The sequence below is a fragment of the Streptomyces sp. NPDC059668 genome (assembly GCF_042734135.1).
Lineage (GTDB): Bacteria > Actinomycetota > Actinomycetes > Streptomycetales > Streptomycetaceae > Streptomyces.
This window is the reverse complement of the sequence record NZ_JBHWEL010000001.1, coordinates 299478-312855: the sequence shown is the minus strand read 5'-3', so window position 1 is coordinate 312855 and position 13378 is coordinate 299478. Positions and strand designations below refer to the sequence as shown.

Annotated in this window: 14 protein-coding genes; 7 read left to right on the top strand and 7 right to left on the bottom strand. The window is 72.4% G+C overall.

What is annotated here, in order from left to right; genetic code table 11:
- Nucleotides 1–19: 19 nt before the first annotated feature.
- The gene (locus tag ACFV2J_RS01375; RefSeq protein ID WP_385436898.1) at nt 20–1468 is read right to left on the bottom strand and encodes an MFS transporter; all 1449 of its coding nucleotides are present in this window, start codon (nt 1466–1468) and stop codon (nt 20–22) included.
- Between the two features lie 218 nt (nt 1469–1686).
- Here ACFV2J_RS01375 and ACFV2J_RS01370 point away from each other — a divergent pair, with 218 nt between their 5' ends.
- Nucleotides 1687–2751, top strand: coding sequence for an Lrp/AsnC family transcriptional regulator (locus ACFV2J_RS01370; protein WP_385090089.1), 1065 nt, complete (start codon nt 1687–1689; stop codon nt 2749–2751).
- 164 nt (nt 2752–2915) lie between these two features.
- Here the strand turns inward: ACFV2J_RS01370 and ACFV2J_RS01365 are convergent, their stop codons facing one another.
- Entirely contained in the window at nt 2916–3296 is a 381-nt protein-coding gene (locus ACFV2J_RS01365; RefSeq protein WP_385085231.1) for a hypothetical protein, read from the bottom strand.
- A 312-nt stretch (nt 3297–3608) separates the two neighbouring features.
- Nucleotides 3609–4751, bottom strand: coding sequence for an ABC transporter permease (locus ACFV2J_RS01360; protein ID WP_385436895.1), 1143 nt, complete (start codon nt 4749–4751; stop codon nt 3609–3611).
- Nucleotides 4752–5383: 632 nt separating this feature from the next.
- On the opposite strand from ACFV2J_RS01360, the gene ACFV2J_RS01355 reads away from it, so the two are divergent.
- Complete coding sequence (locus ACFV2J_RS01355; protein WP_385436893.1) at nt 5384–6073, top strand: TetR/AcrR family transcriptional regulator; 690 nt, start codon at nt 5384–5386, stop codon at nt 6071–6073.
- 66 nt (nt 6074–6139) lie between these two features.
- On the opposite strand, the gene ACFV2J_RS01350 is transcribed toward ACFV2J_RS01355, so the two are convergent.
- Entirely contained in the window at nt 6140–6751 is a 612-nt protein-coding gene (locus ACFV2J_RS01350; RefSeq protein WP_385436891.1) for a flavin reductase family protein, read from the bottom strand.
- Nucleotides 6752–7185: 434 nt separating this feature from the next.
- On the opposite strand from ACFV2J_RS01350, the gene ACFV2J_RS01345 reads away from it, so the two are divergent.
- A complete protein-coding gene (locus tag ACFV2J_RS01345) occupies nt 7186–8004 on the top strand; it encodes an SAM-dependent methyltransferase (protein WP_385085241.1) in 819 nt (272 codons plus the stop codon).
- Nucleotides 8005–8061: 57 nt separating this feature from the next.
- Here the strand turns inward: ACFV2J_RS01345 and ACFV2J_RS01340 are convergent, their stop codons facing one another.
- Nucleotides 8062–8982: a helix-turn-helix domain-containing protein gene (locus tag ACFV2J_RS01340; protein ID WP_385436888.1), complete on the bottom strand. Its 921-nt coding sequence runs from the start codon at nt 8980–8982 to the stop codon at nt 8062–8064.
- Between the two features lie 99 nt (nt 8983–9081).
- Nucleotides 9082–9312, bottom strand: a complete 231-nt coding sequence (locus ACFV2J_RS01335) for a DUF397 domain-containing protein (RefSeq protein ID WP_385085245.1) — start codon at nt 9310–9312, stop codon at nt 9082–9084.
- A gap of 202 nt (nt 9313–9514) precedes the next feature.
- Between ACFV2J_RS01335 and ACFV2J_RS01330 the strand changes: the two genes are divergently transcribed.
- Complete coding sequence (locus tag ACFV2J_RS01330) at nt 9515–10102, top strand: ATP-binding protein (RefSeq protein WP_385085247.1); 588 nt, start codon at nt 9515–9517, stop codon at nt 10100–10102.
- Nucleotides 10103–10164: 62 nt separating this feature from the next.
- Nucleotides 10165–10638: a hypothetical protein gene (locus tag ACFV2J_RS01325; RefSeq protein WP_385085249.1), complete on the top strand. Its 474-nt coding sequence runs from the start codon at nt 10165–10167 to the stop codon at nt 10636–10638.
- A gap of 550 nt (nt 10639–11188) precedes the next feature.
- On the opposite strand, the gene ACFV2J_RS01320 is transcribed toward ACFV2J_RS01325, so the two are convergent.
- The gene (locus tag ACFV2J_RS01320) at nt 11189–11413 is read right to left on the bottom strand and encodes a hypothetical protein (protein WP_385085251.1); all 225 of its coding nucleotides are present in this window, start codon (nt 11411–11413) and stop codon (nt 11189–11191) included.
- Between the two features lie 249 nt (nt 11414–11662).
- On the opposite strand from ACFV2J_RS01320, the gene ACFV2J_RS01315 reads away from it, so the two are divergent.
- Together ACFV2J_RS01315 and ACFV2J_RS01310 are read left to right on the top strand one after the other, a co-directional pair.
- Nucleotides 11663–12286: an RNA polymerase sigma factor gene (locus ACFV2J_RS01315; RefSeq protein WP_385085253.1), complete on the top strand. Its 624-nt coding sequence runs from the start codon at nt 11663–11665 to the stop codon at nt 12284–12286.
- Nucleotides 12283–13326, top strand: a complete 1044-nt coding sequence (locus ACFV2J_RS01310) for a CU044_5270 family protein (protein ID WP_385085255.1) — start codon at nt 12283–12285, stop codon at nt 13324–13326. Before ACFV2J_RS01315 ends, ACFV2J_RS01310 begins: the two co-directional genes overlap by 4 nt.
- Nucleotides 13327–13378 lie beyond the last annotated feature (52 nt).

Sequence of the window (13378 nt, the reverse complement as noted above, 5' to 3'; positions counted from 1 at the left end):
CTGTTCCCCGGCCGCGCCGTCATGACCGCCGTGGCCCCGCCGTCATGACGGCCGCGGCGACCGCCGTGGCCGCCAGGAAGGCCCCGGCCGTGCCGAGCGCGGCCTGCGCGGCGGCGCGCGAGGTGTCGCCGGCCAGGTACACACCTCCGGCCACCGCGACTCCGAGCGTGCCGCCCAATTGTTGTACGGCGTTGAGGAGCCCGGCCGCAGAGCCGGTCTCCTGCGGGCCGACGCCGCTCAGCGCGGCGGTGAAGAACGGCGGGGTGAACAGGCCGGTGCCCAGGCCCGCGACGACGAGCGCGAAAGGCAGCGCCGCCGGGTACGTGTCGGGCGCGGCGGACCGGTAGGCGAGAACCGCGCCGGCGAGCCCGGCTGCCAGGGTGGCGACCCCCGCGTGCATGACACGGGTCCCGTACCTCGGGACCAGGTACGCGCCCGCGGCCCACGACGCGAGGGCCAGTCCGGCGGACCAGGGCAGCAGGGTCAGACCCGCGGTGAGCGGGCCGCGGCGCAGCCCCAGTTCCAGATGCAGCACCACGGTGATCATGACGCCGTTCATGACGGCGAAGAAGAGCGTCGAGGTGGCCAGCGCGGCGGGAAACACGCGGCCGCGCAGCAGAGCGGGTTCGATCAGCGGAGCCCGGCCGCGGCGCGCGGCGCGACGCTGGTGGGCGACGAACAGCACCAGGACGGCCGCGCCCACGGCCACCGCGGCCCATCCGGCCGGTCCCGGTGTGCCGGTCGTCGCCGGGCACACCACCAGCGCGACGCCGGCCATCGCCAGAAGCGTGCCCACCGGGTCGAGTCGCGGCCGGACCGGCGCGCGGTCCTCACGCAGCCGCCGCGCGACGAACAGGACGACGACGGCGAGGGGTACGTTGACCAACAGGCAGGCGCGCCACGACATGCCGAAGAGGTCGGCGTGTGTCAGGACGCCTCCGAGCACCGGGCCGAGCACCGCCGAAAGGCCCATGACCGGGCCGATCGTGCCCAGCGCCCTGGACAGTTCGTCGCCGTCGAACATCGCCCGGATCAGGCCGAACGTCTGCGGGATGACCAGCGCCGCGGCGCCGCCCTGGAGCGCGCGCAGCCCGATCAGCACCTCGGCGTCCGGCGCCAGCGCGCACGCCAGGGAGAGGGCGGCGAACGCCGCGACGCCGGCACGGAAGACACGGCGGCGCCCCGCGATGTCGCCGAGCCTCGCGCCGGTGAGCAGTCCGAGCGCGAACACGAGGGTGTAGGAGGCGCTGAACCACGGAACGGCGGTGTCCGCGCCCCCCAGTTCGGTGTGGATGACCGGGCCCGCGACCTGGACGATCGTGGTGTCCAGCAGGTTCATCGCCTCGGCGACCAGCACGGCGGCCAGCGCGGGCCACCGCCACCGGTACGCGCTCCGCGTCGGCGGCCCGCCCTCCTCGCCCTTCGGGCCGGTGTCGATCGGCGTGCCACGGCCGGTGCTGTGGGACATGCGTCTCCCCCTGGGTGTGCGATACGCGGTCGGTGAGGCGTGGTGTGTCGTACGCGGTCGGTCGTGCGCGGTACGCCATGCGGGGTACGTCATGGGCGAAGCGACGTGCGCGAAGCGACGTGATCCGCTGCCGACGACCACCGTCCCGCCGATCAGGCACGTGGTTCCATGTCCAGGGCAAAACTTGATGATTTCTTCCGTCGAGGGGGGTGTGTTGGATGGATCCGCTCACGCTGGACGATCTGGACCGCGGCTTGATCCACGCCCTTCAGGTGGACGGTCGGGCGCCGTTCACGCTCGTCGCCGAGATCCTCGGCTCCTCCACCCAGACCGTCGTGCGCCGCTACCGCCGGCTCTACGCGCAGGCGGGCCTTCGCGTGGTCGCCCTGCCGTCGCCGCGCAGTTCCGGCGCCCACCAGTGGTTCGTACGGCTGACCGCCGCGACGCGCACCGCGCACGACATCGCGGTCGCGCTCGCCCGCCGTCCCGACACCTCGTGGGTACGGCTGACCTCCGGCGGCACCGAGATCGTCGCGATCATCCACACCACGCCTTCGGGCCCCGACGCGCACGCGCTGCTGCTGCGTGACATCCCGCGGACCGCCGGCATCACCGCGGTCTCCGCGCACTACCTCCTGCACACCTACCTCGGCGGGCCGACCGCGTGGCGCGGACGCGTCGACACCCTCGACGCCGCCCAGCAGGAACGGCTGCGCGCGGAAGGAAGGACGGGCCCGGCGCCGGGAAGAGGCGCACACACCGGAACCGGGACCGACGCAGGCAGGGGCCCCGGCCAGTCCGACCCGGGTGACTCGGGTGACCCGGGTGACTCGGCGTACCGGCTCACCGCCGCCGACCGGGTCCTGCTCGACGCGCTGCGGGACGACGCTCGCCTCAGTTACGCCGAACTGGCCGCCGCGACCGGTTCGACGGCGTCCACCGTGGCCCGCAGGCTCACCGAACTACGGGCGCGCGACGCCCTGTTCTTCGACGTGGACGTCGAGCCCTCCTTGCTGGGGGCGACCGTGTCGGCACTGCTGTGGATGCAGGTCGCGCCCGCGCACCTGGACGCGGTCGCCACCGAGCTGGCCGGACACCAGGAGCTGGCGGTGGTCGCGGCGACGACCGGGCCGACGAACCTGGTCGCGCACGCGCTGTGCCGGGACGCCGAGGAACTGCACCACTACCTGACACGCAAGGTGGCGTTGGAGACGATCGCCCGGATCGAGACCGCACCGGTCCTGCGCACCTACAAGGCCGCCGTGACGCTGCGCACGGGCTGAGGGACCGCAAGAACGCGTCCCGGCGTGTCGTTCGGACCACGTCCGGCGACCACCGACGGAAAGCCGCCGGCTCACTGCCCGTGCCCGTTTCCTCGACCCGGCGCCGACGGGTCCTCGCCTCCCCTCCCGGCTCGGACCCGCCCCCCGCCGCACCGGACGGTCGGCTAACAGATCGGCACGGCTCCGGTGTGGAAGGCCCCGTTGCCGTCCACGTATCCGCCGTACGTCCATCCCGCGATGAACAGCTCGACTCCGTTTCCGGCGTAGCGCTCCCCGATGACGCGGTACCACACGTTGCCGTGGCCGAGGTTGTCGCCCCGGTCCCAGCAGACGGCGATGACCGAGTCACCGGGTGCGAGGTCCGGGACGCCGACCTTGCCCGAGGCCACGGAGTGGTTCAGGTAGACGCCCGCGCGGAACGACGTGTCCAGGGTGATCGACGCGGTCGCCGAAGCGCTCCCGGCCGTCCCCACGAGCAGCCCGCCCGCGCTCAGCGCGGCGACCGCCGCGACCATGGCGCCGCGGCGCCGGAACTTGCCTCTCATACCTGCCTCCTGCTCACTGCCGACACTGCACTGCGGTCCCGAGCATGCGAGGAGCCGCGTGCCGTGTCCCGCGCCGTGCCGCTCAGCGGACCACCGCCACGGCGGCGGTCCTCGGGCGCCGCGACCCGTCACCAGAGGCGGGTGGCCTGAACACACCGTGTCCGCGGGCACACCGAGGCCGGTGGTACGGACCGTCCGGTCACCGAGGCCGAAGCCACGGACGGTCCGTTCACCGACGCCGGGGGTACGCGCCGTCCGTACCCCCGGCCTCGACCGCGCCCGGCTTCCCGGTCGGCGCAGGGAGCCGGTGGCTCAGTGCGCGGCCACGGCGGCCATGGAGGCCATGGAGGGTGCGTTCGCCTCCCGGCGGGCGGCGACCCGGTCCAGGAGGTACTGGAGGGCCAGGCAGCCCACGACCCAGGCGACCAGGGCGGACAGCGATCCGGTGAGGTGCGCGTTGTCGAAGTAGGCGGCGTCACGCAGAGCCTGGATCGCGGCGGCGGGTGCCAGGAGGTCGGCCAACGGAACCAGCCAGCCGGGCAGGAAGGTGGCCGGCAGTATGCCGCCGGAGGTGGCGTTGCCCAGGATCAGCAGCAGCACGGAGGCGACCGGCATGCCGATCGGGCCGAACAGCCGCAGCAGCACTCCGGTCGCTGCGGCGGTCGCCCACGCGAGCAGCCCCACCACGACGGCGACGGTGAGGAAGGGCGCGGGGAGCGCGCCGAACCCGGAGTGCGCGATGAGCGCCACTGTCACTCCGGAGGCGGCGGCGAACAGCAGCATCGACGCCGCCCGGGCCGAGAGCGCCAGGCGCGGGGCGATCTGGTAGGACGACACCGCGAAGAGGAAGCCGGCGAGCACCACGCCGAACGACGCGTAGAAGGACGACAGACCGCGGGCGTCCCCGGCCGCCAGTGGCCGCACGTCCCGTACCGGGACGGGATGGCCGACCGCCTCGGTGGCCGCCGAGGCGAGGCTGGAGACGACGGAGGGGCCCTGCGCGCCGGCGGCCAGCAGGCGCATGCCGTGAGCGTCGCCGACCAGTGCGGCCGGAACCTCGTCGTGGACGATGGCCCGGCGGGCGGCGTCCGCGTCGGCGTAGCGGTGGAAGGTGTAGGCGTCCGGTGCCGCGCTGTTGAGAGCGAGTTCCGTGCGGGCGGCGACCGTGTCCGACGCGGCGATGCCCAGCGGCTGGTGACGGGCGGACGGGGCGTGGAAGGCCGCCAGATAGACGGCGACGAATATCGTCCCGATCGCCAGCGCGGTGACGACCGGCACGAGCATCGCCTTGCGGACTCCGGCGGCCGCGTCGAGCACCGGGGCCGGGATGCCCGGCTCGGTGTCGGCCAGCGCGTGGCGGCCGTGCGCGGGACGGTGGCCCGCCGGATACATGTCCGGGTCGTACAGCGTGCCGTCGGGTGAGGTGATGGCGGGGAGTTCCGAACTGGGCTGCATGAGGGAGGAAGCTCTCTGGGTGTCCGCGACGTACGCGGGAAGTGATCTCGGTCGAGGACGCGACCGGTGGTCAGGAGGTGTGCGGGGTGGAGATGGCCTCGGGGCCGGTCGCGGCGCGCGGCCGTCGTTCCCGGGGCCAGGCGCGGGGCTCGGTCGGGAGGGTCCCGGTCCGGCCGCAGGCGTGGGCCTTGGGCCGTGGCCGGTGCGATCGGCGCCGGTGTCAGCCCTGGAGCCACGGTGCGGAACCGCACGGCGCCCGCCCGGCGGTCCGACGCGCGCACCCGACGACCAGCGCGTCAGCCGTCTCCGTGGCCCCCCGGCGGCCGATCGCCGGAGCTCTGCCCATGCAACGTGCCAACCGCACGGTCGTCACCGCTTCTCTTCTCTCGCGACAGGTGGGAGTGCCGCGGGTGACGGCGTCGGCACCCGCGACCAACGCCGGCCCGCGGAGCGGGGTGGCCCCGCGCCGAAGAGCGCGCACATGGCGTGCCGCCCGGGCCGACCTCATCGACCGTACACTAAACGCAGAAAATCCTGCACTTGTTGCGGTTGTGGTGACCGCCACTGCCGTAACCTCGACACATCAGCCGGTACGGACCGGCACAGACGCAGACCGAAGGGCGACGGGCCAGGTGACCCCCAGCGCATCGCGAGAAGACGGCCGACCGCGGTTGCGGGCGGACGCCGCGCGCAACCGTGCCCAGATCCTGGACGCCGCGCGTGCCGCCTTCCGGGAACTGGGCACCGCCGCCCCCCTGGACGAGATCGCCCGCCGCGCCGGGGTCAACATCGCGACGCTCTACCGGCGATTCGCCGACCGTGACGCGCTCATCCGGCAAGTCGTCATCGACGGCTTCACCCTGGTGCACCGCACCGTGCTCCGGGCGTTGGAGGCCGCGCCCCGCGACCCCCTGTCCGCCATCGGGGAATTCCTGCTCACGCTGGTGGACGAGCGGGAGATGCTCGTCCTGCCCCTGATCGGCGGACCCGTCACCGACGATCCCGAGGCCGCGGCCCTGCAGCGTGAGATCGTGACCGCCCTGGAGGAGCTCCTGGCCACGGCCCGCGCCCAGGGCGTGGTGCGTCCGGACGCGATGGCGGTGGACCTGATCGCCACCGGAGCGCTCGCCTGCCGGCCGCTCCCCTACCTCCCAGCCGAGCAGGCCACCGCGCTCGCCGCCCGGCACGTGCGCATCTTCCTCGACGGCCTGCGCCCGGACGGCGCCCGGCCGCTTCCGCCGCCTCCCACGAACGAGGACCTCACCGTCAACCTGCACCCCGTCAAGGGCGCAGGACGCGGGACGGGCCCCCGCGAGGTGTGACCGGGGCCGGCTCCCTCCCCGTACGACACGACCCCCACGCCCGTCGCGGGGACGGCCGCGGAGCCCTCAGTCCGTCGCGCGCAGTTCTTCGTAGGGGATGCGCGAGAGGTGGAGGACCTCACCGAGCGTCCCCCACTCGTCGCCGCCCAGCTTGGTCAGCGGGCGCAGCCGTGCGGAGCTCGGCCGCCGGCCGGCCATGAACTCCTCGTGGACCGCCATGTGGAGCACCCGCCCGAAGACGACCGTGGAGTTCCCCAGACGCAGGGTCGTGTGCGACCGGCATTCCAGGACGACCGGCGAGGCGGCCACCCTGGCCGGTCGCACACGCAGGCTGGGTTCCCGTTCGATGCCCGCGTAGCCGAACTCGCTCACGCTCCGCGGGAAGTCCGTGGCGGTGGCGTTGACCTGGTGGAGCAGGGACTCGGAGGCGAAGTTGACGACGAACTCCCCGGTGTCCTCGACGTTGCGGAGCGAGTCCTTGCGGCCGATCGAGGTGAACTGCACGATCGCCGGATCGGTGCTCGCGATGGTGAAGAAGGAGTGGGGTGCGAGGTTCTCCGTGGCCCCGTCCGGTGTCACGGTGGAGATCCAGGCGATCGGACGGGGTACCACGACGGAGGTCATGAGCCCGTAGAAGGACGTGCAGTCCATGGCCTCTGGATCGAAGTCGACGCGCATGGCCTCACCTTCCCCGCACGGCGCGCTGGTGCCGGCGTCCGACACGCGGAGGCCCGGAGCGTCACACGGGTGTCGGGCGGCGGCCGCCCCGGCACGTCGGACGGTCCCGGGTTCCCGTGGCGCCGGACGTGTGCGTGCCCCGGCGCCATGCCGGTGCACATCCCGCTGGTCAGAGGGCGGTCGTTACGTGGTCGACGCGGGTGCGGTCCCCGGAGCCGTGGGCGGACAGGTCCTCGCCACAGGTCGCCCGGCGCGAGGCGTCCCGGCGGTCCCGAAGCCCGCGGAGTCGGGCCGCCGCGTCGTCCGCGGCACGCACTCCCGCCAAGTCCGTTCCGAGATCCTCCGTCAACGGGCTGGCTCCCCAAATGCCCTTTGCCTAGGATGTATTGTCTGTCAAGCCAAGCCACTTGAAGCAGCTTGGAGCTGGGGGAACGATGCAGGCTGGAAAGCAGCTGTCCACGAAGATCGACGCCACGGTACCCACCGCCGCTCGCATGTACGACCACTATCTGGGCGGCAAGGACAACTACGCTGCGGACCGGACGGCCTGCGCCGAGCTGGACAAGGTCGTGCCGAGCACCCGCGCCCTGGCGCTGAACAACCGGCGGTTCCTGCAGCGGGTCGTCGGGACGCTGGCGGCCGACTACGGCATCCGGCAGTTCCTCGACCACGGGTCAGGCCTGCCCACCCAGAACAACGTCCACCAGGTCGCCCAGCGCATCGATCCCGAGACGCGTGTCGTGTACGTCGACAACGACCCGATGGTCCTGGTGCACGGCCGGGCGCTGCTGGACCAGAACGACCGCACCACGGTCATCCACGCGGACCTTCGGGACACGGAGAAGATCTTCTCCCACCCGGACACCCAGCGCCTGATCGACTTCTCGCAGCCGGTGGCCGTGCTGTTCAACTCGGTCTTCCACTGCATCCCGGACAGCGAGACCGACGGCCCCCTCGCCGTGGCCCACCGGGTGGCCGAACGGCTGGTGCCCGGCAGCTGCATGGTGATGTGTCAGCTGGTCAGCGAGGACGCGAAGGTCCGGGAGTTCGTCACCGACTTCATGGACCAGGCGACCCAGGGGCATTGGGGCCGGGTTCGCGAGGAGAAGGACGTGGCCGAGTGGTTCGAGGACCTCGAGGTCCTGGAGCCGGGTCTGGTGGAGGTGTCCACCTGGCGGCCCGACAGTGAGGTGGCGCCCCGTCAACTGACGCAGGAGTGGGTCGAGTTCGGCGGCGTCGGCCGGCTCAGGTAGGAGAGTTCCGCACTTCCTTCGGCTCCACCGGTCGCGGCCGGTGGAGCCGACCCGCGTTCACGAGGCGGAATACCGCTCGTCGGCCGTCTTCTGGAGCAGCGTCAGAGATTCCCGCGGGGTGAGGGCCTCGTCGCCCAGCCGGTCGAGCGCCAGCCGGTACTCCTCGGTCTCGTCCCGGTCCTCCAGGAAGTTCGCGCTCCTGATGTGCTCCAGGTAGACGATGTCAGGCAGGTCGAGACCGCCGAAGCGCAGATAGGTGATGGGGATGGCGGGCGCGGACGCGTTCGTCACGTCCAGGGGAACGATCTGCAGGGTCACATGGGGGCGCTGAGCCATCTCCACGAGGTAGTGCAGTTGCTCGCGCATCACGTCACGGCTGCCCAGCACGCGCCACAGGACCGACTCGTCGATGACCGCCCACACCTGTGGGGCGTCCTCACGACGCAGCAGTTCGCGTCGGCGCGTGCGCAGCTCCACGCGCCGCTGCACCTCGCCGGCCGGTGCGGAGGGCAGGCCCCGCTCCACGACCGCCCTGGTGTAGGCCGGAGTCTGGAGCAGCCCGGGGACGTACTGGATCTCGAAGGTACGGATGGCCGCGGCGGCCTCCTGCAATCCGACCAGGCGGTCGAACCACTCGGGCATCAACCGCTTGTCGTAGCGCTGCCACCATCCCGGCTCACCGGCCCGCTGCAACAACTGGAGCAGGACGGACGCCTCGTGGCCGTCGGTCTCATAGAGGTCCAACAGCGCGCGGACGTCGCCTTCCGTCGGGGGCCGACGGCCCTTGCCCGCCTCGATCCGCGACAGCTTCGCCGGGCTGAACCCGATGGCGCGAGCGGCCTGGTCCTGCGAGAGGCCGATGTCCTCGCGGATACCCGCGAGTTGGACGCCGACCAGCATCTTCAGCAGGGTCGGCGCCGGCTCGGTCCGCTTCAGATACGGTTCGAGGCGGGAGATACGAGGTGACTCGGCGGACATCCTTACTCCCTGTGGACCGGCAGACGAGAAGAACCCATCCTCGCATCCCTCGGCCCTCTCGCGCATACTCCGGCAGAAGTGGAACCATTTGGCTCCGCTTCACACCAGGTGATCGAACTCCCCGTCCTTGGCCCCGGCCAGGAAGGCGGCCAGTTCGTCGGCGGTGTAGATGAGGGCCGGCCCGTCGGGATCACGGGAGTTGCGCAGCGCCACCCCTCCCTCGTCCAGGGGCGCCACCTCGACGCAGTTGCCCTCGGCGTTGCTGTACCGGCTCTTCACCCAGCGGACACCCAGCGAACTGGCCCGCGTTCCGTTTCGCACTGATGACACCGGACTCTCCTTGCTCACGTTCCACCACGGTGTGCACGCCGGCCGCCCTCTGGGTCGGACCGAACCCGCGCGGTCCTGTTCCAGCCACACCCTGTGCAATTTCCCGTGAAATTGCACGGCGGGCGTCGACAGGATGGATAATAGCTCGGGCGTCAACCGCACCGTTGACGCACCGGACCTGACGTCGCATCAGGGAGATGTCGTGTCGTTATCCGCACGCCAAGCACCAAGTCCCGCAGGCGGAACGGCCGCGCCGTGGGCGGGCCGGACGCCTCCGGCCGGTTCCCTCGCGGACAGAGCGCCCGCCCGCGCCCCGGGACAGGAGCAGGCCGGGAGGAGCGGACCCTCGGGCATCGTCCCCAGATCCGCGAGCCTGCGCATCACCGAATCGCCCCAGGGGTTCGCCCAGGCGCGGGAGTTCACCCGCCGCACCCTCGGCAGCTGGGCGCTCGGCGACCGCAGTGACGACGCCGTCCTCGTCGTCACCGAACTGGCCACCAACGCGGTTCTGCACGCGGCCGACCAGACCCCCGCCGGGCAGACGGGAGTGTGGCTCAAGCTGACCCTTCGCCGCGCCCACCTCGTGTGCGCCGTCACCGATCAGAGCGAGAGCCCGCCGCTGTGTCCCCGCACGGACGGCGCACTGGAGGTCCACGGTCGCGGACTGCGCATCGTCGAGGCGCTGTCCGAGCACTGGGGCTGGACCCGCTCGCCCGCAGGCAAGACCGTCTGGGCGATGCTGTCCGCCCCTCCCCGGCCCACATCGCCGGCCTGGCAGGGCCCGGCATGACGCACGCCGCGGCGGAGCGTCCCGTCACTCCTCATCACGGAACTCCTCGCGCGGGAGCGGACATGGAGACAACTCTGAAAGACCTCGAACGCGTCCCCTGGCGCGAGCTCCAGGACTCCACCGGAGCGGCTACGGCCATCCCCTCCCTGCTCACCGCGATCACGTCGGACGACGAGCCCACCGCCGTCGCCGCGCTCACGCGGCTGAGGCAGCGCATCTGCCAGTACGGCTTCGTCGTGGACCAGGCGACCGCCGCCACGGTCCCCTTCCTGTGGGAACTCGCGCAGCTCCCCCAGGTCGCCTGCCGTGTGCAGATCCTCCGGCTGCTGAAGAACATCGCCGACGCCCGGCAGTGGGAGAGCACGGCCATGGCCTACCCCAAGCTGCTCAACCGCCGCGAGAACTACGTGGGTTGGGAACGCGAGGCCCGCCGGGCCGTACGGGCCCATCGCGGGACCATCCAACGCCTGCTCGCGGAGCCGGACAAGGAAGTCGTCCAGGCGACGAGGGAACTCGCCTCCGCGCTGACCGACTGACCCCCTCCGGTCCAGGCGACCCCGGCGATCACTGCCCGGCCCCGGTCCAGCCGACGTTCCCGCCCGGCACCACCCGGCACACGTCCGGCTCCTGGGCGGCCGGCAGCCGGTGATCAGTGGTGCCGAGCCACCGCCCCGGATGCTCACCCGATCCGTGTCCCCGCCCGGACACCGTCACGCTCGCCCTGCGGCCACCACTGGCCCGGCGACGCGGCGAACTCGCCCCGGGTGACGGTGGGACGGCCTCGACCGACGTGCCGTCGAGCCGCGCCCCGTCCGACCGAGTCCCGCGGGAGGGCACCCCGTCGAGGCCCCGGTGCCCGTAGCCGTACCCCAGGCCGGAGCAGCCGTGCTCAGACCTCGGGTGTACCGGGCCACGCCGGGGCTCAGGACCCGGGCGGTCCGCCCGGGTCGGCTCGTGCCGGTCCGTGCCCGGCGCGAAGAGGCGACCGCCCCGTCCAAGGAGTGGTTCCGCCCGGTCGCAGCCCGGTGCGCGCCGGCACACCGGGCGTTCCCGCTCCGGGTCACGGACCGTCGATCGCCCGGTGCCTCAGCCCGGGACGATGGGGGCGAAGTCGGCCGTCCCGTCGTGGTTGTCGTAGAGACAGAAGGTCGTCTTCATGGGGATGTCGAAGACGATGCCCCCCGTCGCCACGCACTCGGCCTTGGTGACCGCGGGCCGCGTGGCCGCGTCGGCGGCGGCCCCCGTGGTGAGGACGAGGCCGAGGGCCCCGAGCGTCGCGGCCGTGGCCACGGCGGCGATGCGAGCGCGCATGTCCGTCTCCTTCTGCTGGTGATCCGTACGTCGGCAGAGAAAGCCTGCGGCACCCGTCACGAGGAATTCCCTAGTGTGGGAATGCCGGGGCGGCCTGCCGCGTCATCCCTGCGAGCACCCGCCTTCCCCCGGACTGGCAGAGGTCCGCCCGGGAAGTGGGCCGCGGGCAGCCGGTGCGACCCCTGCCTGTGACGGGTGTCACCGGAACCCGGCTCGGGTGGCGGACAGCGAACAGAGGTGACCACAGATATGCGGACCCGGATACGGGCCGGGGATCCGGAGGCCTTCGGCGGCCTCTTCGACAGCTACGCCCGCACCGTCTACAACCACGCCTTCCGCCTGACCGCCGACTGGTCGGTCGCGGAGGACGTCATGTCGGCGACGTTCATGGAGGCCTGGCGGCTGCGCGACAAGGTCGACCCCGAGGGGGGATCGCTGCGCCCGTGGCTGCTGGGCATCGCCACCAACATCGCGCGCAACCACTGCCGGAGCAACCGCCGCTACCGGGCGGCGGCCGCTGCCGCGCTCCGCGAGTCGGCCGACGTGCCCGACCACGCCGAGGACGTCGCCGGCCGGGTGGACGACCGACGCCGGATCGCCGCCGCCATCACCGCGCTGAGCTCGCTCCGCAGACCCGAACGGGAGGTGCTGGTGCTGTGCCTGTGGGAGGGCATGGAGTACGCCGACGCCGCCCAGGCCCTCGGGATACCGGTCGGCACGGTCCGCTCCCGGCTGTCCCGGGCCCGTACGAAGCTGCGCGGCCTGACGGACGCGGAACTGGCCTCGCCCGGACGGGAACTCACCGACCGCCCGAGACAGGTAAACGGCGACCGCGCGATCGCGGTCCGGTCCGCGAAGGAAGGAATCCGATGACCAACGACATCGACGAGCTGCTCCAGGCCACGGAGCGGGACCTGCCGGCGGGCCGCCACCAGTTGCACCGGGAGCGCTTGATGACCCAGATCCACGAGGACCTCCGCCCGTCCTCCGCCACCCCCGCCGCCGTCACCAGGCGGTCCCGTCCCCTCCTCCGCCGCGCGATCGTCGTGCCCGTGGCGGGCTTCGCCCTCGCCGGGGCCGTCGTGACCGGTGTCCACCTCGCCTCCGCACCCGGCCGTGGCTCCGGCCCGGCCACCGGCCCCCTCCTGACCACCGCGATCGGCGCCGCCCACACGGACGGTGCCACCCGGTTGCTGGACCGCATCTCGCTGGCCGCCGACGACGTCTCCACGCCGAGGGCGACCGAGGGGCAGTACGTCTACATCAAGTCGACGACGGCCACCACGTACGTCCGCGAGGACGACAACGGGAGCACCGTCGTCAGCGAGAAACTGCACGACCGGCAGACCTGGAAGTCCCTCGACGGCAGGGACGGCTGGCTGATCGAGCCGGGCAACACCGACGCCGGGGGCATCACCCTCGCGTCGGACGTCAAGCCGTACCTCAACGCGCCGTCGTACGACTACCTCGCCACGCTCACCACCGACCCCGACGCCCTCCTCGAGAAGATCTACGCGGAGACCCGGGGGCACGGCAACAGCCCCGCCCAGGAGGCCTTCACCACCATCGGCGACCTGCTCGGCGAGAGCTTCCCTCCCCCCGCCCTCAACGCCGCCCTCTACAAGGCCGCGGCCAGGATCCCGGGGGTGGTCACGGTCGACGACGCGGTCGACGCCGCGGGCCGGCACGGCGTCGCCGTGGCCCGTCTCGACGAGACCAGCGGAGAGCGCACCGAGTGGATCTTCGACAGGAAGACCCTCGCCTTCCTCGGCGAGCGCACCGTCCAGGTCAAGACCGTTCCCGGCGACGCCGACAGCGCCCGGTTCAAGACGGGCACCGTCCTGTACACCCGGGCCATCACCACCCGCACGATGGTCGACGGCATCAAGCAGACGCCCGCCCAGGCCGGCTGAGCCGGGAGGCCCGCCGCCGCGGTCGGCGTGGTGCACCGGGTCGTCGGTACCC